The organism is Flavobacterium macrobrachii (genome assembly GCF_014486675.1).
GTDB classification, from domain to species: Bacteria; Bacteroidota; Bacteroidia; order Flavobacteriales; family Flavobacteriaceae; genus Flavobacterium; species Flavobacterium macrobrachii.
The window spans coordinates 1-26,445 of record NZ_JACTAC010000049.1; the positions used below are offsets into that span (position 1 = coordinate 1).

23 protein-coding genes and 1 pseudogene are annotated in these 26,445 nt (G+C 34.4%); 19 read left to right on the forward strand and 5 right to left on the reverse strand.

Features of this window, described 5'->3' with window-relative positions:
* The first annotated feature begins 206 nt into the window (after positions 1 to 206).
* The 7 genes from IAI56_RS10965 (at position 207) to IAI56_RS16445 (ending at position 4,767) form a co-directional block, all read left to right on the forward strand.
* Positions 207 to 1,184 carry a CE1 family esterase gene (locus IAI56_RS10965; RefSeq protein WP_187657917.1) on the forward strand — a complete coding sequence of 326 codons (978 nt, stop codon included), beginning with the start codon at positions 207 to 209 and terminating at the stop codon, positions 1,182 to 1,184.
* Between the two features lie 196 nt (positions 1,185 to 1,380).
* Positions 1,381 to 1,962, forward strand: a complete 582-nt coding sequence (locus tag IAI56_RS10970) for a DJ-1/PfpI family protein (protein WP_187657918.1) — start codon at positions 1,381 to 1,383, stop codon at positions 1,960 to 1,962.
* 13 nt (positions 1,963 to 1,975) lie between these two features.
* Positions 1,976 to 2,455 carry a heme-binding beta-barrel domain-containing protein gene (locus IAI56_RS10975; RefSeq protein WP_187657919.1) on the forward strand — a complete coding sequence of 160 codons (480 nt, stop codon included), beginning with the start codon at positions 1,976 to 1,978 and terminating at the stop codon, positions 2,453 to 2,455.
* Between the two features lie 131 nt (positions 2,456 to 2,586).
* Positions 2,587 to 3,027 carry a DoxX family protein gene (locus tag IAI56_RS10980; RefSeq protein WP_187657920.1) on the forward strand — a complete coding sequence of 147 codons (441 nt, stop codon included), beginning with the start codon at positions 2,587 to 2,589 and terminating at the stop codon, positions 3,025 to 3,027.
* A gap of 49 nt (positions 3,028 to 3,076) precedes the next feature.
* Positions 3,077 to 3,940 carry a hypothetical protein gene (locus IAI56_RS10985; protein ID WP_187657921.1) on the forward strand — a complete coding sequence of 288 codons (864 nt, stop codon included), beginning with the start codon at positions 3,077 to 3,079 and terminating at the stop codon, positions 3,938 to 3,940.
* Positions 3,941 to 4,036: 96 nt separating this feature from the next.
* Positions 4,037 to 4,378 carry a cupin domain-containing protein gene (locus IAI56_RS10990; protein ID WP_187657922.1) on the forward strand — a complete coding sequence of 114 codons (342 nt, stop codon included), beginning with the start codon at positions 4,037 to 4,039 and terminating at the stop codon, positions 4,376 to 4,378.
* A gap of 35 nt (positions 4,379 to 4,413) precedes the next feature.
* Entirely contained in the window at positions 4,414 to 4,767 is a 354-nt protein-coding gene (locus tag IAI56_RS16445; RefSeq protein WP_369075489.1) for a DUF6713 family protein, read from the forward strand.
* 595 nt (positions 4,768 to 5,362) lie between these two features.
* Here IAI56_RS16445 and IAI56_RS10995 read toward each other — a convergent pair.
* On the reverse strand, positions 5,363 to 6,262 hold the full coding sequence (locus IAI56_RS10995; RefSeq protein ID WP_187657923.1) for a CE1 family esterase: 900 nt from the start codon (positions 6,260 to 6,262) through the stop codon (positions 5,363 to 5,365).
* A gap of 917 nt (positions 6,263 to 7,179) precedes the next feature.
* Here IAI56_RS10995 and IAI56_RS11000 point away from each other — a divergent pair.
* From IAI56_RS11000 to IAI56_RS11025, 7 genes and pseudogenes are all read left to right on the forward strand, one after another.
* Positions 7,180 to 8,988 carry an SUMF1/EgtB/PvdO family nonheme iron enzyme gene (locus IAI56_RS11000; protein WP_187657924.1) on the forward strand — a complete coding sequence of 603 codons (1,809 nt, stop codon included), beginning with the start codon at positions 7,180 to 7,182 and terminating at the stop codon, positions 8,986 to 8,988.
* A gap of 878 nt (positions 8,989 to 9,866) precedes the next feature.
* On the forward strand, positions 9,867 to 12,758 hold the full coding sequence (locus IAI56_RS11005; RefSeq protein WP_187657925.1) for a hypothetical protein: 2,892 nt from the start codon (positions 9,867 to 9,869) through the stop codon (positions 12,756 to 12,758).
* A 44-nt stretch (positions 12,759 to 12,802) separates the two neighbouring features.
* A pseudogene (locus IAI56_RS16450) lies at positions 12,803 to 12,868 on the forward strand (hypothetical protein); the annotation flags it as partial.
* A gap of 87 nt (positions 12,869 to 12,955) precedes the next feature.
* Positions 12,956 to 13,579, forward strand: a complete 624-nt coding sequence (locus IAI56_RS11010; RefSeq protein WP_187657926.1) for a Crp/Fnr family transcriptional regulator — start codon at positions 12,956 to 12,958, stop codon at positions 13,577 to 13,579.
* 73 nt (positions 13,580 to 13,652) lie between these two features.
* Positions 13,653 to 14,618, forward strand: coding sequence for a T9SS type A sorting domain-containing protein (locus IAI56_RS11015; RefSeq protein ID WP_187657927.1), 966 nt, complete (start codon positions 13,653 to 13,655; stop codon positions 14,616 to 14,618).
* Between the two features lie 322 nt (positions 14,619 to 14,940).
* On the forward strand, positions 14,941 to 15,786 hold the full coding sequence (locus IAI56_RS11020) for an alpha/beta hydrolase family protein (protein ID WP_187657928.1): 846 nt from the start codon (positions 14,941 to 14,943) through the stop codon (positions 15,784 to 15,786).
* A gap of 112 nt (positions 15,787 to 15,898) precedes the next feature.
* Positions 15,899 to 16,882, forward strand: a complete 984-nt coding sequence (locus tag IAI56_RS11025; RefSeq protein ID WP_187657929.1) for a CE1 family esterase — start codon at positions 15,899 to 15,901, stop codon at positions 16,880 to 16,882.
* 163 nt (positions 16,883 to 17,045) lie between these two features.
* Here the strand turns inward: IAI56_RS11025 and IAI56_RS11030 are convergent, their stop codons facing one another.
* The 4 genes from IAI56_RS11030 to IAI56_RS11045 all read right to left on the reverse strand — a co-directional run bounded on the left by IAI56_RS11030 (position 17,046) and on the right by IAI56_RS11045 (position 22,136).
* Entirely contained in the window at positions 17,046 to 18,314 is a 1,269-nt protein-coding gene (locus tag IAI56_RS11030; protein WP_187657930.1) for a T9SS type A sorting domain-containing protein, read from the reverse strand.
* 73 nt (positions 18,315 to 18,387) lie between these two features.
* Positions 18,388 to 19,224, reverse strand: a complete 837-nt coding sequence (locus tag IAI56_RS11035; RefSeq protein WP_187657931.1) for a T9SS type A sorting domain-containing protein — start codon at positions 19,222 to 19,224, stop codon at positions 18,388 to 18,390.
* A gap of 156 nt (positions 19,225 to 19,380) precedes the next feature.
* A complete protein-coding gene (locus tag IAI56_RS11040; protein ID WP_187657932.1) occupies positions 19,381 to 20,028 on the reverse strand; it encodes a response regulator transcription factor in 648 nt (215 codons plus the stop codon).
* A 17-nt stretch (positions 20,029 to 20,045) separates the two neighbouring features.
* A complete protein-coding gene (locus IAI56_RS11045; RefSeq protein WP_187657933.1) occupies positions 20,046 to 22,136 on the reverse strand; it encodes an ATP-binding protein in 2,091 nt (696 codons plus the stop codon).
* Between the two features lie 315 nt (positions 22,137 to 22,451).
* Here IAI56_RS11045 and IAI56_RS11050 point away from each other — a divergent pair, with 315 nt between their 5' ends.
* From IAI56_RS11050 to IAI56_RS11070, 5 genes are all read left to right on the forward strand, one after another.
* Positions 22,452 to 23,309: an ABC transporter ATP-binding protein gene (locus IAI56_RS11050; protein ID WP_187657934.1), complete on the forward strand. Its 858-nt coding sequence runs from the start codon at positions 22,452 to 22,454 to the stop codon at positions 23,307 to 23,309.
* 5 nt (positions 23,310 to 23,314) lie between these two features.
* Positions 23,315 to 24,877 carry a hypothetical protein gene (locus tag IAI56_RS11055; protein ID WP_187657935.1) on the forward strand — a complete coding sequence of 521 codons (1,563 nt, stop codon included), beginning with the start codon at positions 23,315 to 23,317 and terminating at the stop codon, positions 24,875 to 24,877.
* Positions 24,878 to 25,042: 165 nt separating this feature from the next.
* The gene (locus IAI56_RS11060) at positions 25,043 to 25,639 is read left to right on the forward strand and encodes a Crp/Fnr family transcriptional regulator (RefSeq protein WP_187657936.1); all 597 of its coding nucleotides are present in this window, start codon (positions 25,043 to 25,045) and stop codon (positions 25,637 to 25,639) included.
* Positions 25,640 to 25,718: 79 nt separating this feature from the next.
* Positions 25,719 to 26,159 (forward strand): DUF2141 domain-containing protein, encoded by a 441-nt coding sequence (locus IAI56_RS11065; RefSeq protein WP_187657937.1) that lies wholly within the window; start codon positions 25,719 to 25,721, stop codon positions 26,157 to 26,159.
* A 1-nt stretch (position 26,160) separates the two neighbouring features.
* Positions 26,161 to 26,445: SDR family NAD(P)-dependent oxidoreductase (locus IAI56_RS11070; RefSeq protein WP_187657938.1), on the forward strand; the 285-nt coding region annotated here is incomplete at its 3' end.

Below are 26,445 nucleotides of genomic sequence, written 5' to 3' on the forward strand. Positions count from 1 at the left end.
ACTGTATTTGTGTCAAGCGGGGTTGACTTGTAATCCAACGTTTTTCCTTTCTTTATTCCGTTCGGTGTCGGGAAGAGAAAGCGGCTTCGAAAGCCCCTCTAGAAAGCAAATACTCACGTTGTGTGCTATTTCACAAAAATGTACCATGATTAAACCTAACAATGAAAATAATATCTAACAAAGTATAACTATCAAAATAAAAAAATATGAAAAGAACATTTTTATTATTTGTCGTAATTTTTACCCTTGGTTGTAGCAAGGATAACGACAATCAAAATCCTAATGTTATTCCTTACCAAGAAGGTTTGACAACAAATTATATAACAATTAACAACATTACCAGAAAATATTTAGTTTATAGACCAACAGGAATGACTTCTGTAAATGCTGTTGTAACAGTTTTACACGGTGGTGGTGGTACAGGATTAGGAGTTTCAAACCTTGGCGAGCATCCGCTTTCTGTTTTCAGAACACTTGCAGACATCGATAAATTCTTAGTAGTATATCCTGAAGGTTCGCCTGATAACCTAGGAAATCCTGGTTGGAATGATTGTAGAAGTGATGATATTTCAGGCAGTCAAGGTGACGATATTACGTTTTTGAAGCAATTAAATGCAAAACTAATGGCTGAGTTGAATATCAACTCATCAAAAATGTATTTGACAGGTGGAAGTAATGGAGCTTTAATGACTTTTTCTTATGCTTTTCAATTTCCAGAAACAATTAAGGCAATAGCTGTGAGTAGTGGCAATTTACCTGAGTTTCCTGAAAGTGGAATTTGCACAAATGGCTCCACACTTCCCATTCCAATTTTGCTAACACATGGAACAAGTGACCCAGCAATGCCAGCAAATGGTGGATGTGTTGCTAATGTAGGTGGAAATTGTAATCGTGGAAAAGTAATTTCACAGCTAGCGACCGTAAGTTATTGGCTACAAAGAAACGGTTTGCAAAATGTCACACCAACAACTTCAACATTTGACCTTAACACTAGCGATGCAGGAAACGTAGAAAAAAGAATATATAATGGTGCAAATCCATTAGTTTATTACATATTAAATAATGCAGGACATCAAGCTCCAAGCAAAACAGTATTTTCCAATTCGTCTCCTGCACAAGGTGTTCAAAACCGAGATGTTGAATTTGCGGAAGAAGTTTGGAGTTTTTTTAAGGGACTTCAATAAAAACAGCATACAATAGCGGTTTAGCAAAATGGCGGGGTTAGTACTAAATTGAAAGTAAGTGGTGGACATATTAGCCCCCTAGAAAAACCGTATGAAGTTTATAAAATACTTGAGAGACTTTTACAATAATTACCGTTTTTAAGAATTCATTGAGTATGTAAACTTATTAGAAATAAAAAAAAATTAAAATCAGATTATGAAGAAAGCAGTGATCATTACATTTGATCAATTTACCGATATAGATGTCTTTTTGCCTTGGGACTTACTTAATCGCGTTAAATTAATAGATAAGGAATTTCAAGTGAAACTACTAGGTACCACTTATTCACATGTATCCGTTAACGGAATCGATTTAAAAACACATGGCTTTATAGAAGAAGCCAATGAAGCGGATTTTGTATTTTTTGCGAGTGGACCAGGAACAAGAGATGTTATCAAAGATAAGACGTATCTTGGGCGTTTTCAATTGAATCCTGAAAAACAAATCATTGCTTCTATGTGTTCTGGGGCTCTGATTATAGCAGCACTTGGTCACTTAAAAGGACACTCTGCAACAACTTATCCAACAGCATTTGAAGCATTAAGAAATTACGAAGTTGAGGTTATTGAAGATACTCATTTAGTAACTCATGAATCTATTGGAACAGCAGCCGGTTGTTTGGCCGCAGTTGATTTAATCGCATGGGCTATTACAAAAATGTATGATAAAAAAATCAGTGATGCGGTAACTGCTTCAGTACTGCCCATAGGACAAGGACAAGCTTGTATGTACCCTTAATACAACCTGGCTAATGGATAATTTAAAAACTACTAAACTTCACTTTCTTTTGGGTGAATGGCATGGAAATGGAAAAGGACAGTTTCCTACCATCAGTTCGTTTGAATACACCGAAATCTTAACGTTTAAAATGGATGGCGCCAATGATCTCATTCATTACGAACAACGTACTTGGTTAAAGCCGAATCACACACCGTCCCATTGGGAAAGTGGTTTTATAAAACCTGTTGAAGGAAAAGAAAATGTTTTTGAAATTTCAAACGCACAAGATAGTGGTCGTGTAGAGGTTTTGATAGGTGAACTAGTAATTGAACATGGAAAGCATATTTTGCATTTTAAAATGAAGCTTTTACAAAACGATCCTCGAGTAATCAGTAGCGAACGAATTTTTACCATCTCCAATCAAAATTTATCTTATATCAAAAAAATGGCAACACAAAACACACCTGACCATCAGCAACATTTAGAGGCAGAACTATTTAAAATAGTTTGATTTTTAGAATGAGCAATTGTAAAAATAATAAGTTAGTAGCAATATCGAAAGACTTTTAATTGAAAATATGAACGAATTTGGGACTTGTCGAAACCCCATTCACTAAGTAGGCAAAATTTAATACTATCACTATGAAATTGACAAAATTATTTTACGGAACAGAACCAATTACTCAAAACTACATCTTAGTGCTGAGAGTAATAATGGGAATTTTATTTATCCATCATGGGAACGGCTTTTTTGATACAAAAGCCATGGTTGGTTTTGCTGACTATCTTGAAAAAGATTTACATTTTCCGCTACCCTTATTCATGGCTTACTTGCGAACAGGAGCTGAGTTATTTGGAGGTATTATGTTGGTGTTTGGACTATTCACTAGATTTGGAGCCTTCTTAATTTTTGTAACGATGTTGGTAGCTGGATTCATTGCTGATAAGGGAGATTTTTTTGGAGATGGCGAAATGCCGTTTGCCTATGCCGCTGTGATGTTAACGATCTTTTTGGCAGGCCCCGGTAAGGTATCATTAGATAATTACTTCTTGACGAAATTTTATGAAGCAAAGAAAAGCTAATTAAGGGGAGGCTTATAAAAAATAGGCTTTCAATATAATAATAATGATTATGAGAAAAGTAAGTTTAGTATTGATCTTCCTGTTTTTTAGTGTAGCTGTTAAGGTGAAAGCCCAGTCGAATAATCAAAATACTTGGACATACACATATTTAAAAGCTGCTAATGGTCAAAAAGAGAATCTCAAAATATTTTTAAAGAAAAATTGGTTTGCAATGGATAGTATTGCGGTAAAGCAAGGACTATTCAATGATTACGAGTTAATTGAAAACATCAGTAAAAATGACTCTTTAACTTGGGATTTTATTGTAGCTGTTGAATATTTCACCACAGGAACTTATACTGATATTGCTGAAAAATGGCAAGCTATAAGTAAAGCCCATCAAACAATAAACATAAACGGATTAAGCTTTAAAGAATTAGGGAAAATCGTTAAATCTGAGACTGTTCAAAACAATTCGGATATAAAATACTCCCCTCCGTGTATTGGAGAACAATTTGAAATTTTAAGACCTTTCCTAGGAGATTGGGAAGAATATATTGTTGAAGATGGAAAAGAACAATTATTTGGAAGACTAATTATTTCATTAAGTACCGAGGGGTGTAGTCTCAACAAGAAATTTCTGTTATATAATAGGAGTGGTTCTTACTTAACAAGTGGGTACTATGACCCTGCAGAAAAAGCTTGGTTCGAAACATTTATGTTCAGAAATGGAAATTACACCAAATACAAGTGGGTAGTTGAAGGGAAAGACGTGGTGATGGTGAGAATTGCTAGTTCTTCAAAATCAGATTATCTGAATAGAAATCGCTGGACAAATATTACTCCTGATTCATTCGATATTTTAGAAGAACGTTCATACGATTTGGGAAAAACATGGAAGGTTTTTAGTACGACCAAACTTAAAAGGAAGTAGTAAAAAGCACAATGTATATGAACTGGATTTATTTGATTTTGGTAGGCATTTTTGAAATTCGCTGGCCGTTAACTGCAACCTTAAGAAAGATACCATATGACTGATAAGATTAATCTAGTTGACCTTGAAAAAAATATTCTTGAGCATCATTACAATGACAAGGTTGTTTCAGTAAATGACCATTGTTTAAGAATAGCAATTAACAAAAACAATACTTTTCCTTGGCATAGACACAATAGGACAGATGAGCTATTCATAGTTCTTGAAGGAAATCTGAGAATTGAATTTGAAAACGGAGAATTTGTAGACCTTTTTCCAAACGATACATATTGCATAAAATCGGGCATAATTCATCGTACAATTGCTATTGGTCGAACAGTAAATTTATGTTTTGAAAGTGACGAAGAAGACACAGAATATATAGATTTTAATGAATAAACTAACACCGAAAAACATTTTATAGACAAGATAATATGACAGAACATATTTTCTTTTATTTAGGACTTTCACTTTTGACAATACACGAAATGGACGCCATACGTTGCCGAGAGTGGCGAATATTCCCAGGACTTTCATTGCTTAGTGACAAATTAGGACACATAATATTTGTTTTTGCTCATATCCCTTTATTCTTCTTTGTATTTTGGCAACTGAAACACAGCAAAGACATAGAAGCGTTTATAAAAGGGTTTAATATTTTTATGATTGTGCATCTAGGACTTCATATTATGTTTCTTAAACATAAAAACAATAAGTTCAAAGACTGGATTTCCTGGACCATAATAATTGGTGCAGGCTTATGTGGGCTGCTCGACTTAATAGCTTAGAATGGTAATTGAAAAATCAATATGCCGTAGTATCTTATGATTATACAACAGTAATGAAGCGGGCAGGACTCAATGAACCAATGGTCAAAATAGGCAATAGCTAAAAATACAACCCCTAAAGCTGTGTTTGTTGTGATTCAGAGATTGTTTTGCGGTTACTAAAACATTAGTTTTTCATACCGAAATTCATCGTGACAAAATTATATAGTAAAAGTTCCTCACTTCGAGGAGCTTTTGATCGTTGGCCTACAAAGAAAAACCAAGTCTAATAATCAAAATACTTGGACATGCGTATATTTAAAAGCTGCTTTGGTGAAATCGCCAGATCAGCTAATTTTTCTTGCAGAAGTATGTAAGCGATTTGCTCCAAAACTTTCTAAAACAACTTTGGTTAAATAGACTGATCAAGGACTTTTGGATAAACATCAAATTGGCGTTCGTCTATTTGATCGGTTAATCAAAATCTTGCAGAAGATACAATCGCTGAAGCGTTACCAGAATTAGTGTAGTTTGTATTGCTCCAACTTATACATTTTCTTTTTGTTTCTACAGGCTCTTAAAAAAATTCCAAAGTTCTTCTGCAAATTCAATATCTCTATTTTGAATACCACTGGCTAGGATGGTGCACTAAAAATTGTTTTGCTGGCACGGCATGCCCTGCATTATTTAAAATAAAATATACTATTGGCGCTGCTCCTATGTAAATCCTTTTTTCAACATCGCCAGCATCTGCTAGATTAACATTGCATTTTGTAGTACTTGGCATAACACTATTAAGATTATTTCTATTAATCCAATGATCTATTGTTTTTGTTTGGGATAAAACCGTACCTCTATTGCAAGCTCCGCCAAGATTTGTTACACATCCACCATTTGCTGGCATCGCCGGATCACTTGTTCCATGCGTTAATAATATTGGTAATGGAGTGGTAGATCCAGTCGTACAGATACCACTTTCAGGAAACTGAGGCAAATTTCCGCTTGAAACAGCTATTGCCTTAATTGTTTCCGGAAATTGAAAAGCGTAAGAAAAAGTCATTAATGCGCCATTGCTGGTTCCGGTTAGAAACATCTTTTCAGCGTTAAGATTTAATTCAGAAGATAACTTGGTGTTTGGCTGTTTTAAAAAATCTATGTCATCTACTTGACTGCCTGCATAGTCATCACTTCTACAATCATTCCATCCGGGGTTACCTTGAATATCTGTAGATCCTTCAGGATAAGCTAGAGGTATTTTTGCACTATCAGCTATGGTTCTAAATTCAGAAAGTGGATGAGCGCCAACTTGAGCAACATCTACTCCTGCTCCGCCACCACCATGTAATATTGTTATCAGTGCATTTGATTTTATTAGACCAACTGGCCTATAGATTAAATATTTTCCTACCACGCTATTTACTGTAATAAAATTGGTACTTAGACCTTCTTGATTTGAAATAGTTGAGTTTGTTCCAATAGCATAATGCTTCTTTTTACAGCTCGCTGAGATTAACACTATTGTTAGTAAGAATATTCTATAAATAGGTTTGTTTTTTATGCAGATGCAAAATGTTAGGGATAGTTTAATTGAGTGTACAATTTAATCAGTCTAATCATAGCAGTATCAATTATTGACATTTCATAAAATCGCCAAATCGCTTTATCTCTTTATCAACTTTAATAAGGAGGTATGAATATTCACCACTATAGGGTTTAATTTAACTATCTGATTTTAAATTGTAAATACACTTTTGTACAGCAATAACAAATCTTTCAAAAGAAAATGGTCTGTATTTACTACTTACGGGTTTTGTATTTTTTATGACACATATGTGTCATATATGTTTTAAAAATATGTTAAATATTTGTGATGTTTATTATTTCTTGATTTCTAACAAGACTTAAATATAATCACTAATATTTTTTAGCATGAAAGTGATTGATACAAATTTATCTGTTTATTTTTTTTCTTCGCTCGGAAAAGTGCCTGAAATGGTTAGTGAATTGTCATCTAATTCTTCTGTCACAAAAAGTAGTTTACATATTTATTTTAAGGCTTTATTCTCGTTTTTTTCTTCTTTTTTTTGTTCCGGAACGACTCTCAAAGCACAAATAAAATTCACCACACCAGCCCAAAATAATTTCAGTAGTAACATTTTCTGGAGTTCTTTGAGTAAACAAGTCACTTTGCATGGATCAACTAGTTTATCGTGGTACTTCAAAACACATGCAATAAGAATCATTCAATTCTTAGAAATGCTGCTAATGGCAAACTTTCTTCCGCTAAAGCTTTCTAATTTCAACACAAAGCAACATAATGAATCATTGGTTTTAAAAATAGTCAGTTCCCATTATGATTTTTCAGCCTATCGATTTCAAATAACACCATATAAATATACAGAATACTACTTTAATCAATTAAATTATTAACTTATGAAAAAATGTTTACTTTATAAAATCTTATTCATTGCTGTTTTCTTGTTTGGAAATTTTTTAAGTTATTCCAACAATATTACTGTTTCAAATTGCACTTTAACCGGCCAAAATACTTCTGCTGGTGCAAACAATACTGCTAACTTTAGTCTGGTACAATTTGATTTAAGTTGGGAAAACTCTTGGCGCTTGAGCGTTGCACCAGCTAATTGGGATGCTGCCTGGGTATTTGTAAAATTTCAGGTGGGAGCAAGCGATCCTGCTTTTACTGGGGTTAGCAGTAGCGGCACTACCATTACGGTAAGTAGCACCGCTAATTTACGGGTGGGCATGCCAGTGCGTGTTACAGCAGGTACCGGGGCATTTGCAGTCACCACTGTAATTAGTAGTATTAACAATGCCACCCAATTTGTGGTTAGTGCCGCACCCACCACAGCTTTAAGCAATGCAAGTATTATTTGCCTACGTATTTGGGAGCACGCCAGGCTTAACAATACAGGGCACACAGCCCCAAGCGGCAGTACCATTGATGCCGGTCTGCTAACTCCCGGTTCTGCATTTGACCCTGTCACCAACCCGGTTTTGGGTGTATTTATGTACCGCAGTACAATTGGAGGCGGCATCAATACCTTTACCAATACCCAACTGCGTTGGAACTACGGTGCCAATGGCATAACAGATAACATGGTAGTACGTGTGCAGGTATTTGCCGTTGAAATGGTGCATGTACCGGGTGGGGTAAATTTTAACGTAGGGGGCGGGGGTGGATCATCCGCTTTTACCTCCACTACCATTAATACAGCTATAGCTAACACCTTACCAAGCGGCACCGGCAGTTTGGGCGGGCAAGCCGGAGGTTATCCCACCGGGCAAACCGCCCCCAATGCCAATTGGCCCAATGGCTATAATGCCTTTTATTGCATGAAATACGAAATTGGCCAAGGCCAATACCGCGATTTTTTAAATACATTGACCTACAGCCAGCAAGCTACCAGAACGGCAGTTGCCCCCAATTCAGTGGCTGGTACGGGTGCACTTAACAACTTTTTCCGAAATGGCTTGGATGTACAAACTCCGGGCAATGCCACCACACGTGTACCTGCTGTATATGGCTGCAATTTAAATGGAAATACCACCTATAATGAAGCCGCTGATGGGGAATGGATTGCCTGCAACTATATAACTTGGATGGATGGCTGCGCCTACATGGATTGGGCCGGATTACGGCCTATGACAGAATTAGAATTTGAAAAAGCCTGTAGGGGCAATTTACCTGCGGTAAGCGGGGAATATGCCTGGGGAAATGCTTCAATCCATGCTACGAATTATGGGCCCTTAACCAATTCAGGTGCTGCCAATGAGTTGCCAAATGCACCCAGTACAACAAATGGTAATGCAGCCTATAGTACTACATCAAATATTCCTGGAAGTCTTCAAGGGCCACTACGGGTAGGAATATTTGCTACAGGCAGCAGTAACCGCGTAACGTCTGGTGCTACCTATTACGGCATTATGGAAATGAGCGGCAATGCGGCTGAAAGTGTTGTAGGTATTGCTGCTGTCGAGGGCCGCGCCTTTACGGGTGTACATGGCGATGGTGCTTTAAGCAATGCCGGTAACGCAACTACGGCCAACTGGCCGGGCTTAACAAGTGGTGAGGTAACCGCTGCCACCGGAACTGCAGGTAGAGGTGGAGATTGGAGCAGTGCTTCAACACTTATGGTGATATCTGATCGAAATTGGTTTCAAAATCCTAATTCGGCAAGAAACTATCCTTGGGGTTTCAGGGGTGTTCGTTCTGTGCAATAGGCATTACCTATATCGTATAAATACTATAATTACAAATACTATATCATTTTAGTGCTATGGGAAATTTACGAATGCTATTATTTTGTGCTTGCTGTTTTTTTGCATTGCAATCTCTGCAAGCGCAATACACCGGAGGCAGTGGCAAAGGCGATTTAGCACAACAATCAACGGAGCTATATCTGGATGGAGATTCTGCCACACCCGATAGGCTGGTATTTGCAACTCCGCCACAGAATGAAGTTATTCCAAATACACCTTTTTCAGTTAGTCTGCAGCAACAAGATGGTTATGGTAACGTATTTGCACAACCGGTTAGTTCGGTAGCTATCTCTATCATTACCAATCCTTCAGGAGGCACCCTATCGGGAACAACCTCGGTAAATACGGTAAATGGTACAGCAAACTTTACAAGTTTAACCATAAACATTCCAGGGGTGGGTTATGTATTGCGTGCATCGGCCACCGGCCTCACGCCCGCTGATTTTACATTAAATGTGGCACAAGGGCCATACAGCGGAGGCAGCGGCAAAGGCGATGTAGCACAACAATCAACGGAGCTATATCTGGGTGGAGCAACTGCCGCTCCCGATAGGCTGGTATTGGTAACTCCACCACCGAATGCAGTTCTTCCCGGCACGACTTTCTCTATTAACTTACAACAGCAAGATGGGTATGGCAATATATTTGCACAACCGGTTAGTTCGGTAGCTATCTCTATCATTACCAATCCATCAGGAGGCACCCTATCGGGAACAACCTCGGTAAATACGCTAAATGGTACAGCAAACTTTACAAGTTTAACCATAAACATTCCAGGGGTGGGTTATGTATTGCGGGCATCGGCCACCGGCCTCACGCCCGCTGATTTTACATTAAATGTGACACAAGGGCCATACAGCGGTGGCAGCGGCAAAGGCGATGTAGCACAACAATCAACGGAGCTATATCTGGATGGAGATACTGCCACACCCGATAGGCTGGTATTTGCAACTCCGCCGCAGAGTGAAGTTCTTCCCGGCACGACTTTCTCTATTAACTTACAACAGCAAGATGGGTATGGCAATATATTTGCACAACCGGTTAGTTCGGTAGCTATCTCTATCATTACCAATCCATCAGGAGGCACCCTATCGGGAACAACCTCGGTAAATACGCTAAATGGTACAGCAAACTTTACAAGTTTAACCATAAACATTCCAGGGGTGGGTTATGTATTGCAGGCATCAGCCACCGGTCTCACTCCCGTTGATTTTACTATAAACGTGACACCTGGGCCATACGGTGGTGGGAGTGGTAAAGGAGATGCGGGTAGTACGGTTTTTTGTTATAGTAATTTAGGGGCAGGTGCAGCTTCTTCCACTCCCACACTTTGCGTTAATACCTTGCTAACGCCAATTACTCATGCAACTTTTGGTGGTGTCGCGGGCATTGGTACTGCTACAGGTTTGCCCTCTGGTGTAACAGTCAACTGGGCATCGGATGTAATTACCATTAGCGGAACACCTACACAATCGGGAACTTTTAACTACACAATCCCCCTCACAGGCGGATGTGGAAATGAAAGCGCCACAGGTACTATTACCGTAACCTCTAGTAACACAATCTCACTCACATCAGCTAATGGTACCAATGCACAGGTGCTTTGCCCAAATGCATCACTCACAAGTATCACTTATGCCACAATAGGTGCTACAGGAGCAACTGTGAGTGGCCTACCCGCTGGAGTTAATGGGTCTTGGACGAGCAATGTATTTACCATTAGTGGAACGCCATCGGAAGCGGGCATCTTCAATTACACTATAAACTTGACAGGCGGCTGCGGAAATATTAATGCTACTGGTACAATTACGGTCTATTCAGGCTTAACTGCCATTTTATCTGGTTCGCAAACTATATGTCCAGGAAATTCATCAGTAATTTATGTAACTGTTACAGGTGGTACACCACCCTATCATCTCATTTATTCAGATGGCACCAATAACTACACGGTTACCAATTACACCTCTGGGTCAGATATTATTGTTGCTCCTTTCTCCAGCACTACCTATTCAATTACGTCGGTTACGGATGCAAATAATTGTCCAGGAAATACTTATACCGGAAATGCCATTTTGTCTGTTGATTCAACTTCAACAACAGATGGAGGAATTACTTGGTCAAATGGCACTCCAACTGCCCAAAAATCTGTGTTATTTGATGGTGGTACAGCCGTAATCAATTCAAATTTTTCAGCGTGTACACTCGAATTAAAAAATAATGCAGTAGTCACTGTTAATTCTGGATTTGATGTTGTTTTAAATGGTAGGTTGATTGTTGAGTCTGGCAGTGTTTTCACTTTAAGTAATAATGCTAATTTATTGCAGAATAATACACTTACCAATTCGGGGAACATTATTGTTAAAAGAAATTCATCATCGCTAAAACGTTTAGACTATACATTATGGTCCTCTCCTGTTTCAGGACAGGGGTTGTATGCTTTTTCAAAAACAACACTACCTAATCGGTTTTATATTTACAATACCAATGCAAATATTTATTCTAATTCTCTTGGGTTCAATTTGATTGGGCTGCAATATCCACCTCCTTTAGTTGCTCCTAACGGAATAAATGGTACCGATACTAATAATACACTATTTGCTCTTGGAAAAGGATATTTAATTAGAGTTCCATGGGATCACCCCACAGTACCTACTATTTGGACAGGTGAATTTAAAGGAGTTCCAAATAATGGTGATATTATTTTTTCAATGGTCAATGGAGGTGAGGGTCAACGGTATAACCTTATAGGAAATCCCTATCCCTCTCCCATTAGTATGAGTCAATTTGTAGAAAACAATAGCGCAAATATTACTGGTGCATTATATTTTTGGAGAGAGACTAATAATAATACTTATAATAATGCTTATTGCAGTTGGGCTGGTGGTACATTTGTAAGTAATGGTGAAGCACAAGTTTTTGATCCTAATGGAGTTATTAGGACAGGTCAAGGTTTTTTTGTAGAAGCTTTAGGTAATGCTACAAGTGTTTACTTTAATAATAGTCAAAGATTATCGAATCATGCTAATCAGTTCTTTAAGACTAACAATACAACATCTGATGATATTGAAACGAATAGGTACTGGCTTAATTTAACTAATTCCCTTGGTGTTTTCAGCCAGATGGCAGTGGGTTACATTAGTAACGCAACTAACGGCGTTGATGTTTATGATGGAAGAAATATAAATACAGGTGATTACTTATTAAATTCTATTTTAGATAATACCGATTATACAATTCAAGGAAAAGCATTACCATTTGACATAAATGATGTAATTCCTTTAAGTTACAAGGTATCTACTGCTGGCACTTATAATATTTCTATCGATCATACAGATGGTGTTTTTTCGAATGGACAGTTGATTTATTTGAAAGATAATACCACAGCAACAATACATAATTTGAGTAATGGGAATTATTCTTTTACATCTAATCCTGGCAGTTTTACTGATCGCTTTGAAATAGTTTATCAAACACAACAATTGAATGCTGATTTGTTTACAGCTAATTCAGTTGGCGTAATTAATCAGGATGATAAATTCATAATAAATTCAAAAAATATATTAATGAAATCTGTAAAAATTTTCGATATAGGGGGAAGACTTCTTCAAGAACATACGACCAAAGGTTCCGATCAGATATTAATAAACAAAGGATTTATCAATCAAGTATTGTTGTTTAAAATCACTTTAGAAAATGGTTTGGTTGTGACAAAGAAAGTATTAAGTTATTAATTTATGGGATGATGAGTCAAAAAAAATAAAGAGATTATAGCTCTGGCACTTATATTATAAAATTATTAACTGATGATGGAATAATTTCAAAAAAGATAGTATTGAAATGATAGTAATTTTAGACTAATTAAATCTAATGGGTATAAAGTGTGATTATTAATTATAAAATAAAATCATTATCTTAAATATAAATTTAAATGACAGAAGCATTTCAAGCTTATCTAGAATCAATAAAGGTGATTTGCCCCCAAGTAACAGATGTGGAATTGGATTACATTGTTAGTGGTTTAACAATTTCATGTCTAAAAGCGAAACAAATATATATAAGTGCGAATACTATTCAAAAAGAGATTGGTTTTGTTTATTCGGGACTTTTGCGTGGTTATTATATTGACAATTATGGTAATCAAATTTCTATAAAATTTATTCGTGAGAATGAGTTTGCAGCCCTTTTTTCAGCTTTCATTGCACAGCAACCAAGTAAATATTATTTTCAATGTATAGAGCCTAGTATAATTGTTAATATACCTTATCAGCATATACAAAATGGTTATGAAAAGTTTCCAATTATGGAACGTTATGGTAGACTAGTAGCAGAAGAAGTTTTAAAAGTTTTGCAAAAGAGAATAGAAAGCTTTCTTTTTGAAACCGCTGAGCAGCGTTATTTAAAGTTTATGGATGATTATCCAGATTTAGCTAAAAGAGTTTCTATTTCAAATCTTTCTATTTTTTTGGGTATTGAACGTCAATCGTTAACTAGTATACGAAAAAAAATCGATTTGAAATTAGTTAAGGAACCAAACAAATTATCCAAAATTTAATCAAAGTTTTCTAAAAATCATAAATGGAAATCGAGATGAAAATCGTTATTATTAATTAAAAAAATTAGGAAGTATGAAAAATTTTTTTTTATTCACTATTATGCTATTAGTTTTCTTAACTAAAGTTCAGGCTTGTGTTCCTACAATATCAAGTCCGAGAATGAATGTTTTTTCTCAAAATTCTATTCTCTTTTGTGATAATGATGATACAGAGGTTTTATCAACCCAACTCTATGATTCTTATCAATGGTATAAGCAAGAATGGGCGGCTGTGCCTCCAGGTACGCCAAATCCAAATCCATGGATTGCGATTCAGGGAGCAAATTCTCAAACGTTAACCATAAATGGAACTGACGATTTATTGTATTATTTTAAAGTTGTGGTGGTTCAAGGAGCATGTTCGGCTGAAAGTCAGGCAGTTCTAGCTGATGGGTATGCTTTTGGGTTACCCTATATGATAGCTAATTTTGAGCAGGGAACTGTTCAATATCAAGGCAATGGAGTTTATAATGTATGCAATGGAGCATCCGTAATTTTAGAAAATGGTTTTGATCAAGTTTATGGTTTACATACTTGGTATAAATGTATTCCTGTTGATTTACCACCTGTTTCAGGAGATCCTTGTATAATTCAAAATGAGAATGGCGATACTTATACTGCTACTACTTCAGGTTTTTATGGTTTTTGGGCTTGTACATCCTATTGTCCAGATATATGCTTGTTTTTAGGATTGCCCGCCTTCATCCAACTTAATTTTGGTGATTGGTCTTTTTGCTCATTAGGTAATCCTGAATTTAGTTCAAATCATGTAAAGTTGTATCCGAATCCAACTACTCAATTATTATTTGTGGGTAATCAAAGTGATAATCAAAAAACATTACTAAAGATTATGGATATGTCTGGCAAAGTTGTTTTTTCGATGTCGGATTATCACTATGGAGAACCAATTGATTTATCTAAGCTTGAGGCTGGAAGTTATTTGCTTGTTTCTGAAACTGAAGAAGGAAAAATTTTTAGAAATAAATTTGTAAAAAAATGATAGTTATTTTTCAGTTCATTTCGCAATATAAATTTCATTTATTTTTAAAAAGTCAGTAGGATCAGTTTTAAGCTTCCCGTTAATTTTGGCTTATTTATATACAGAAATACTTCAGAGAGTTTAAGTGTAATTGAATTGGTAAGATTGGCATTTTGATTTTAATTAAATGACTTAATGAATTGATTTTGTTTTATGGTGATCATTTGATTATATAATAATAACTGTTTAAAGTTGGCACCATGAAATTTGGAAATAAAGTTTTTTTATGAGTAAATCTATTTTTAATGACACTAATTTTAGCAATTAAAAAACATTAATACTTATGTTACGATTACTCTGTTTTTGTTTTTTGTTATTATTCAATTGTTCCTCTTGTAGTAAGGATTATATTATTCCATCCATATCTAGAGAACGTACAACAAGAAACATACAAAATGATGGTATTTCTGTCACTGTAATTATCGATCAACCTAATTTGAAAAATGTTGATGTTTTGATGGTTTTTCACGGTACTGTTTCAAGTGATCAAGATATTTTGACTGCGGCCAATACTACACTTGACAAATTCAAGGGGATTTTGGATCGAAATGATATGATGCTGATTAGTGTAGCTTACCCTCAAGAAAATGTACTATTAGGTGATTCAATTCTTCAGGCAGAAGCCGCTCTGTTGTGGTTAAAAAATACCGCTAACCAAGAATTAGGAATAACAATAGGCAAAATATTTTTGGCAGGCCATTCTCAGGGTGGATATATGGTTACCCGACTTAATACCCTGCACCAAACCAATGGTGTAATTGCCAATGCGCCAGGACCTTTAAATCTGGTTTATCGTTGTCAATTAGAAGAAAATGGGCAAGTTCAGCAAAGTGCAGTATGTACAAGACTAAAAAATGTATATGGTTTAACTTCGGAAAACAGTGATGCTTATTTTGAACGGTCTTTACTTAATTTTACTAATGGATTTAAATCGGATATTTTGTTTGTACAGGGTCTTAATGATTCACCAATTCAGATGTATTCTTGGCCCATTTTCAAACAAGAGGTATTTAATTGTACAGATTGTCAAAGCCGACAGTTTGTTGAGATTCTTGGAGGTGAACATGGTTCTCTCTTTGATAGTGTTCAAGGGAAATCTGCTTTTAATTCCTTTATTGGAAGTCATTGATAGAACGTTTATTTTTTTGGCAGAAAAGATTTAAGGTGAATTTGAAGAAACTAAAATTAAACTTCTTATTCAAATTGCTATCTAAACAATAGAATTTTAAATTTTATGAAATATGATCAAATCATTTCTGTTATTGGTATTAATTTCTTTATTTGGTTGTAATAATGATGACCATTCGAATAATACAAGTCCTGTTTTAATTCCTTATCCGGAAGGCTTGACCACTCATTATATAACCGTCAATTCTGTTAGCCGTAAGTATTTGGTATACCGTCCTGCGGGAATGACTTCGGTAAAAGCTGTGGTGATGGTTTTACATGGAGGAGGTGGCGCTGGTGTGGGCGTTTCCGAGCTTGGTACTCATCCGTTATCCGTTTTTCGAACCTTGGCAGATCAAGAAAAATTTTTGGTAGTTTATCCTGAAGGTTCATCTGATATTCAGGGAAATCCTGGTTGGAATGATTGTAGAAGTGATGATGTTTCAGGCAGTCAAGGTGACGATATTACGTTTTTGAAGCAATTAAATGCAAAACTAATGGCTGAGTTGAATATCAACTCATCAAAAATGTATTTGACAGGTGGAAGTAATGGAGCTTTAATGACTTTTTCTTATGCTTTTCAATTTCCAGAAACAATTAAGGCAATAGCTGTGGGTAGTGGCAATTTACCTGAGTTTCCTGAAAGTGGAATTTGCACAAATGGCTCCACACTTCCCATTCCAATTTTGCTAACACATGGAACAAGTGACCCAGCAATGCCAGCAAATGGTGGATGTGTTGCTAATGTAGGTGGAAATTGTAATCGTGGAAAAGTAATTTCGCAGTCAGCGACTTTAAGTTATTGGTTACAAAGAAACGGTTTGCAAAATGTCACACCAACAACTTCAACATTTGACCTTAACACTAGCGATGCAGGAAACGTAGAAAAAAGAATATATAATGGTGCAAATCCATTAGTTTATTACATATTAAATAATGCAGGACATCAAGCTCCAAGCAAAACAGTATTTTCCAATTCGTCTCCTGCACAAGGTGTTCAAAACCGAGATGTTGAATTTGCGGAAGAAGTTTGGAGTTTTTTTAAGAGCTTACCTTAATTTTGTACTTCAGCGTATATGTATCATAATTTACTACACAGTAAAGTCAATACTTACAAAGAAGTTTTTATTTGCAAATGGTATAGTTTTTTAATCCAATTTTAAACAAATGACGGTTTAAAGAATTAAATAAAAGCTCTCATTAAATTATTGGTTTAAATAGTTAAATTTTAACAAACTTATTCTTGTAGATTTTTTCATCTGAAACTACTTCAATTATATAAACACCTGTATTGAAATTTTCAACATTTATTTGATTGAAGTTTTGAGATTCTTCAATAATTAGTTTTCCAAAAATGTCATAGATTTTTAGGCTGTTTATAGTAAGGTCATTTCCTAGTTGAATATTAAGTGTTGCATTTGTTGGATTCGGATAAATCAACAGATTTGCGTCATTATTTGCTGGAATTTCAGTATTTAGTTGTGATATGGTGATGTTTTGAATATAGTTATTTTCAATTCCGCAATTGGTTGCTTTTAATTTAACTGTAAATATACCCGTAGATGAATAAGTATGCGAAGGATTAATTTCAAAAGAAGAAGAGCCGTCTCCAAAATCCCAATTGTAAGCTGACGCCATCAATGAAGTATTATTAAAATAAACTTGTTCTCCTGATACAGTAAAATTGAATTGTGCAACTGGGTCATATGTTCCTACGTGCCATTCTGCAAGGTTATTGTATACTACTAATTTAGTGGCATTTTTTATATTTTGAGCTACACTAGCTGAAAGCGTGGAATTAAAAGTAATTAGCGTTGGATCTTTCCTATAGATTACGGTATAGAAAGCACATGCAGCTGCGTAAGTTCCTGCCACTGATGGATGGCTTTCATCGGCTTGATACAATTCAATTGTTGGGAAGTTTTGTCTAATATACCTCCAAACTGCTCCTACAGGAGATAAAATAGCATTATTATCTTGTGCCATTGTTCTATATCTTGCGTTTAACAGATTATCCATTCCCAAATAGGTACAAACTTCTGGCAAGTTTGGACAGTTTTGTGCGTCTCCATTTTTTCGTCCCCAAGTCATGTAAAATATAGTTTCAGTACATTGGTTTGCATTCAGTATAGCATTATTCAAAGACTGCGCATAAGGGTAAACATCTTGTTCAACTTGCCAATCTGGAAATGAAGGATACTGACTTTGCTCTTGTAAAACCACATAGTCCCAATTGCCAATTCCTATTTTTTGTAATGTTGTGGGATTGGTTGCATGATCCATAAATCGATATCCTCCAGGGGTATTACTATCAAAAATTAAATTATCTCCCACAGATGAAGCTACACTGGCAATCGTTTGGGGTAAATTATTTACAGAGGTATAACTATTTCCAATAAACAGCACTCTTTTTGTTTGGCTTTGCAATTGAGTGATTGAAAGCAACAAAAGCGTGACACTCAAAATTAAATTTGAAACATTTTTTTCCATTTTCATTTTTTTTAAATTGAGTTGCAGCATAGTTAAAGGGGCATTTTAATCTATTGACGATAGATTTACTTTACTAATTTTTGATGAGCTTCTTTTTATAAATTCTACCTTCAGAGGCAACTTCAACAATGTACATACCATTTGATAAATTTTCAATGTCAACTTGGTTAGTATTTTGATTTTTTTCAATAATAAGTTTTCCAGAAAGGTCTACTATTTTAACAGATTCAATGATTAAGTTATTTTTAGACTCAATATTTACAACATTTTGTGAAGGGTTAGGATAGATTGAAAACTGGTCTTGATTGAAATCGTCCAAAGATAGATTTGAAACAATGTTTATCGTATAATCCTCGGTTTCTCCTACGGCTAGTACTTCAGGGGTGCCATTTATGGTGACATTGGTGCATGGCGTAACAGGTCCGTTTGGTCCGTTTGTCCCTGTATATAAGTCATCTACATATAGAAGAACTCTTAGCCTGGTTTGTCCGTTAGCTACTGTATTGGGAATGGTAACGTTGACAGTTGTGCCTGTGTTAAATGGGAAAATTGCATCCATGACAGTTTCACCAACATCATTAAAATCATTGTCTTTATTGAGATCTATAAAGGCTAGAACCCTGTGTGTAGCGTTATTATTATAATTCACAGTTAATGGTGTAGTATTTCCTTTAACAATATTTGGTATCGCAAGGTTATTGTAAAAAACATAAGCCGCTCCTGGCCATCTTGTATTACCTGAATTATTAGCAAGAGTACCGAAACTAACATTTGATATAAGTCGGTCGGGGAGGTCAAAGGGTGCGACATTTTTAAAGCCGGCAGCGCAATAAGGCGCAGGGTTCGTTGATTGTGCAAAGCTTGTAATGCTGGTTAAGAACCCAAATGCTAAGAGTAATTTTTTTTTCATTTTTTTATTTGTTAGTTATTTTTTGCGTTTTTGATTTCAAACAAATTGATTATGAGGTTGAAATAGCACACTCAAAATTAATTTTTAACTAACAAATAAAGCATCCCCTTTTTGATGGATTTTCAAAAAATCATATAAAAAAGGGATGGTAGAATTCTAATTGATGATTTCTAAATCTAGCGCTTTCTTAACAAGACTAGTTATCTTATCTACATTAAACTTATAAAAAAGTTTTTGTTTGTGACTTACTACTGTATGGTGACTTATAAACAGCGTATCTGCAATTTGGTTGATGGTTAATCCTTTTGCAATTAGCTCTAAAATTTCCTTTTCACGAGATGATAGTTTTGGTAAAATGGATTTCGTAGATGACTCATCTTCCTCTTCATTTGTAAAGATGAGTTTATTTTTAATCGCCTCGCTAAAAAAAAGATTTCCTTGAGCAACACTTGTTATTGCGCTAATTAACAATTCTTTATCAGCGTTTTTAAAAAGATAGCCATCAATCTTCATTTTAATCAATGCTTTAATAATTTGAGTTTCTTCGTGCATTGATAAAATAAGGATTTTTATAGTTGGAAACTGTTTTTTTATAATTTGGCTTAACGCTATGCCATCCATTTCCGGCATACTGATATCACTAATTAAAACATCAATAGTTGCTAAATTGGGTTGATTTAAAAACTCTTTTGCACTAGAGGCAGTGATTAGAATTTTGAAATTGTCTACATCCTTTAAAATTGAAGATAGCCCTTCTAAAAAAAGGGAATGATCATCTACTATGGCAATGTTTATTTTCTTCATTTTTCTTTCTTTACTAATCAACAAGGTATTGTAATATTAAATGCTGATCCTCTACCAATAACCGAGTCTATAATAAGTTTTCCTCCTAATGCTTTTGTTCTAGCCTCTAAATTTCGCAATCCGATACCTAATTTTTTTTTCGAAGTGTCAAATCCAGCTCCATTATCTTCAATTACTAAATTTAACTCATGCTCAAATTTAGTTACGTTAATTTCGATTTTTGTTCCATTAGAATGAGCGATAGAATTTTTAAGCAATTCTTGGATCATTCTATAAACGGTTACTTGAATTTCTTCTGATAATTGGTTTATTTTATCTTCTTCTAAATATTCTAATGTAATTTCAAGGCTGGTAGCCTCCTTGATGTCGTTGACTAAATTATTGATGACTTCAATAAAAATAGAATCTTTGAGTTGTGGAGTAATCAAGTTGTGGGATATGGATCGCACATCGTGATACAATATATCGACATTTTTTATAACTTTTTCTATTTGTTCATTTTTATCTTCTTCAGCAATTTTACTTAATTTTAGTTTAATAGCCGAGAGCGAACCTCCTATGCCATCGTGCAACTCAGAGGCAATCCTACTTCTTTCGTTTTCCTCCCCTTTGATGTAATTGCGCATCGATTTTACTTGTTCGTTTTTGATCAGTTCTACTGCTTTTTGCTGGTATAATTCTTCTGATTTTTGGGCGAGAGCTTTACTAATTTTGGCTCTTTTTTTGTAGTTGAGAACAATTATTATGGATAATATAACTATCAATAATGAAAATCCTGCAATGCTGTTTCGTATTAATTTTTGCTTGTTTAACTCTTGTAGCGCAACGGCTCTTGCTTTGTCTTGTTTTGCTTTTGCAATTAATTCTTTCTTTTCAAATTCATAGTTCATTTCAGCTTTAACAATTTTTTCAGTATTTATTTTATTTTCGATGCTGTCTCTTGTGGTTATAAATTTTTTATAGTGATGTAGTGCCAACTGATGTAGTTTTTGTTTTTCATACAAAGTACTCAGCAATTGCTCACATGCCCAATAGGTATTAAATCTGCTAATTTCTTTTGCTAATTGAGAAGCGCTTGAGGCAAATTGAATGGCCATTTTGTCGTTATTTTTTTTCTCATAAATGGAAGCAATAGAGAGCTTTGTAATTGCAATAACTTCTTTTTTTTGAGTTTGTTCTCCAATTGTGAGCAAGTCAAAAAAATATTGAAGTGCTAAATCATTATTACCCATTATTTGATGATAGATGCCTAATGAATTGTATAGCATCACTTGAGACCTTTTTAAATGATATTTTTCAACCAACACTTCTGCTTTTGTGAAAAACGCTAATGCTTTTGCAGTTTCATTTTGTTTTAGATAAATGTTTCCTGTGGCGATATAACTTCTAACATTAGCATCATAGTTTGTATTTGGTAGCGTAAAAACTTTTGAGTAATATTCTACTGCTTTTGAATATTTTTTTAAGTTAGAATAAACATCCCCCAAGCCAATGTATACTTCATGAAGATTTTTTTTATCGTTTTTTTCTCTTATTTTTAATGATAATAAGAACCAATTTAATGCGGCTGAAAAGTTGTTTGTGTTAAGCGATTGAATGCCTAAATTATAGTAAGATCTTGCAATAAGATTACTATTCTTTATGATTTTAGCGAACCTTAAACCTTTTTTAGTATAAAAAGTTGACATATCATTATTACCAATATTGGAATAATAAATGCTTAATCCACTATATACGCTAATCAATTTTTCTTGAATTTTTTTGATTTCTATTTTTGATTTCTCTTTTAGTAAGAGCTTTTCTAAAATATTTTTAGCGTCAGTAGTAAATACATAAGCTTTTTTGTAGTCATTAAAATGCATGATAAAATACTTAGCTAAGACAATATCGGCATCTGCAATCTCTAATTGTAAGTTCTCTTTTTTTGCCTTAATTAGTGCCTTATTGTAGTAAGCAAATGTTGAATCGGCATTGCTTTTTTCAAATTCGGTACCGATGGCGATATAGAGTTTAGTGATTGATGTATCACTTGTCGTTTTTAGAACAACACCTTTTAAACTATCTATTTTACTGGTTTGTGCGTAAAATGACGGTATGTTAAAAGCCAAAAAAAGTAATATAAAAAAAAATTGTTTTGGGTACATCATATTTAGTTACTGTTGTCTTTTATAATTCACTTTTTTTTTGAAATTGAGTTAATTGTTTTAAAAACAGTAGTATATCAATTTTTAATTTAGTTCTACCCTCAGAAAGTAGAAATTTAAACTATCAAAGCAAACCGTATTTTAGTTTTTGATTGTTTCCAAATGTATAGAACAATAGCTTTTTTTAGTGACACAATTGTGTCATGTGGTTGCTTGCTGACTTTTTATTTTTGCTAGCATATATTTTCAGGGACTGATTTTAAATTAACCTCCTTTTTCATGCAACTCAAAATTAGTAATGTAACAAAGCAATACGCTAAAGATAAGTTTGGTTTGGTTGATTTTTCAATGACATTAGAAAATGGTATTGTAGGTTTGCTTGGAGCCAATGGCGCTGGTAAATCGACACTCATGCGTATAATTGCCACTGTTTCTAATCCAACATCTGGAACAATAAAACTGAATGGCAAAGATATTTTAAAGTATCCGAACAATATGCGTAAAGTGTTGGGTTACTTGCCACAAGATTTTGGTGTTTATCCTAACTTGACTGGGTATGAATTTTTGAAATATATAGCTGCCTTGAAGGGAGTTGGTGGTAGAAATCTAAACATAAGAATAAATCAACTGTTAGAAAGCGTAAATCTTTTGGAAGTGTCTAATCGCCCTATTCATACATATTCTGGTGGGATGAAACAGCGCTTAGGCATTGCACAAGTTTTGTTGAATGATCCAAAGATATTGATTTTTGATGAACCTACAGTAGGTCTTGATCCAGAGGAACGTGTGCGGTTTAGAAATCTTATTTCAGCACTCTCTCATGATAGTATAATTCTTTTGTCATCTCATATTATTTCAGATATAGAGTTGATTGCCGATGAAGTAATGATTATGAAAAAAGGGATATTGGTACGAAAAGGATGTCAAGAGGATATTATAGAGGTGGTTGACAATAAGGTGTTTGAAATTGAAATTTCAAAAGAGGAAATTTATTCTTTTAAGAAAAATTTTTTAGTGATAAGTATCTTACGAAAAAGAGAAACAGCTCTTATTCGATTTGTTTCTGACTCACCTCCAACTAAAGCTGTTTTGTGTAAGCCTACACTAGAAGATGCATTTTTATATCTTTCAAAATAATCCTTATGAATCAATATTTTAGTGTCTTTTATGCTGATTTTTTACAAAGGGTGAGGAGTAATTCTTTTATTGTTTTACTAATCATTAGTGTAGTTGCCGCCTATAAATTTGTTCCCTTACCTCAGGATCATTATACCACTGTACGCATTGGCGATTATACAGGGTTGAACAATGCTGCATGGATAGGCCATTCTACTGCAATTATGGCCTGTTTTTTTTTATGGTTATTTGGATTTTATGTGGTTAATAATAGTATTAGGAATGATTTACAGACTGGGGTTGGACAGCTTATAGCTAGTTCAGCCATTACCAATTTCCAATATTTACTTGCCAAAGCGGTTAGCCATTTTTTTTTGTTTTCTATAATTGTTGTTGTTGTATTCTTATTTGCGTTGGGGCTAACATTTTACAGAGTGGAAAATTATCCTTTTGATTTTTTCCAATTTGCTAGCCCTTATTTTTTTGTAACATTTCCAAGTGTTTTCATTTTGTCTGCTTTAACTATTTTTTTTGAAGTTGTATTTGTTCAAAAAACGAACATAATGAATTTGATTTTTATTTTATTGTTCATTGGTTTGTTGGGGGTTACCAATACTTTAAGCGGTAATTTTATTTACTGGATTGACCCTTTAGGTATTCAGTTTCTATTAAATGAAATTTCTATGGCAATACCGAAAGGTTTAATTTCAAACTCTCAAGAAATTTCAGTAGGTATAAATTATAATGCAGATTCAAATTTAAATTATTTTCTTTTTAAAGGCTCCCATTTCAGTTTCGAATTTTACTTATCTCGATTATTTTGGATAATTTTTTCATTGGTAACTATTAAGATAAGTTCAGTTTATTTTCACCGATTTGATGTCAAAACTAAAAGAGTATTACCGAAGCGGCAACATGTAAAACATTTATATAAAGAAGCTATATATGAACGGAAAATTTATTTTGAAAGGTTGCAAAAAGTTGATATCGATTATCGATTATTCCCTTTAATTTTTGCTGAATTTTTACTTTTGATTCGAAAGGGTTCAATTCGTCTTTGGATACTCAATTTAGGGTGTTTTATTGGTTTGTTTTTTATACCAATTGAAGACGCTTTATTTATCGGATTACCCATAATTTGGTATTTACAAGTGAATCGATGGTCTGATTTATTTACAAAAGAACAAGAATATAAAACTGCTTCGTTTATCTACAGTACTTATAAGCCTTTAAAGCGATTATTGTTATCTCAATTTTTAGCAGGCACTATATTAGCGCTTATTTTTGCATTACCTGTTATAGTAAGATTGTGTCTTTTACAACAGTTTTTAGAAATTATACAGGTCATTTTATCTGCTATCTCGATACTATCATTTAGCTTTTTTTCCGGCATTTTGTTTTCGGGAAAACGTTTTTTTGAGTTTGTATTTTTGTTCATCACTTTTATATGTATTTCATCTGGAAGAACAGTTAGCTATATTATTTGGTCGTCTGATTTTAAACACAATATAACATTTCAGGTGCTTTTTACTTCTCTACTTATAATTTTGTCCTTTTCATTGAAAAAAATGCGTTTAAATAGGGATTAAAATGAAACTTAAACGTATTGTTGAAATGCTGTTTTTGGATTTTTTTAATTGCAATGTAACAATTTACAGTTATTTCGAATGGGTTGAAAAATATTTTACACTATATTCAATGACTTGAAACCTCCAATTACTTAAGGATGTTTTAGTTTAATTTCTTATTAAAAAATGAACCAGTTTGTTGAATTTATATCCCAGTTTATTTCGCTATCCAATGAGGACACTATTGCTTTAGAAAATGTACTATCAAATAAGAGCTATAAGGCGGGAGATAAAATAGTGCAAGAAGGTAGTATTTGCAATTCTATACTGTTTACGGTTTCTGGTAAATCAAGATCCTATTTTGTTAATCATGAGGGGCAGGAGTTTACCTGGAATTTTCATTTTAATGATGCTGATTCAAAATTTGAAAACTATTTCCTGGTAGATTATTATAGCTTTTTGAGGCAAACCCCCTCCCATCTTACTATTGAAGCTCTTGAAGATATTGAAGCAATAACTTTGAGTTACACTAACATTCAAAAGATAGTTTCAAAATCAATCAATCTTGAAAAAGTGGCAAGTATTATGTCGGCAACAGCTTATGAAAATGTTCATAAACGAGCATTTACACTACTTACTTCAAATGCTAAAGAAAGGTATCTACAACTTTTAAAAGACGAGCCTTATTTGCTCAACAAGTTTCAACACTATTTGATAGCCTCTTACCTGGGGGTGGCTCCACAAAGCCTAAGCAGATTGCGAAAAGAGATAAGTAAGCCCTAATTTCATTTCTTCACAAATGTGAATGAAAGTATTGAAGAAGGATTTCAACTTTGCATCTTAATTTTAAAACGAAATTGATATGCAAATTTTCAAATTTTTATTTCTCCTACTGGTTTTTTTTGTCACGGTTGGGGCTAAAGGACAAACAGTTGTAGCTACAAAAAAGCTTACCATAAAAATTACCAACATTAAAGAAAACAATAAAATACTTTATGTAGGTATATACAGAGCTGGTGATGATTTTCCCGCTTTTAACAAATATTGGAGAAACATTAAAGTTCCCACATCAGGTTCTTCAGAAATAGTTGAATTTGAAGTGCCTGTTGGAGAGTATGCAGTAGCTATTTCTCATGACTTAAATGGTAATGGAAAACTGGATAAAAATCTTTTTGGCTACCCTAAAGAACCATTTGGCTTTTCCAATAATTTTAAGCCAAAGCTTTCGAGTCCGAGTTTCTCCGATTGCAAATTTACATTTAACCATGCGAATAGTACAATTTCCATAAAATTGATTGACTAATATGAAAGAGGTAGCAATAATTACGGGTGCTTCAGGGGGCATAGGTTTTGAATTAGCCCTGTTATTTGCCAAGAAGGATATTGATATTTTGTTGGCTGGAAGAAATAAACATAAACTTGAAATTGCCAAAAATACCATTTTGGATAAGTATAACATCAATGTGTTTTGTGTCGCTGCAGACTTATCCCTAAGCGATGGGCGTGAAGCTATTTACAACTGTGTGACAAACAATCATCTCACTGTAACCTACCTCATTAATAATGCAGGTTTTGGTGATTACGGCTTG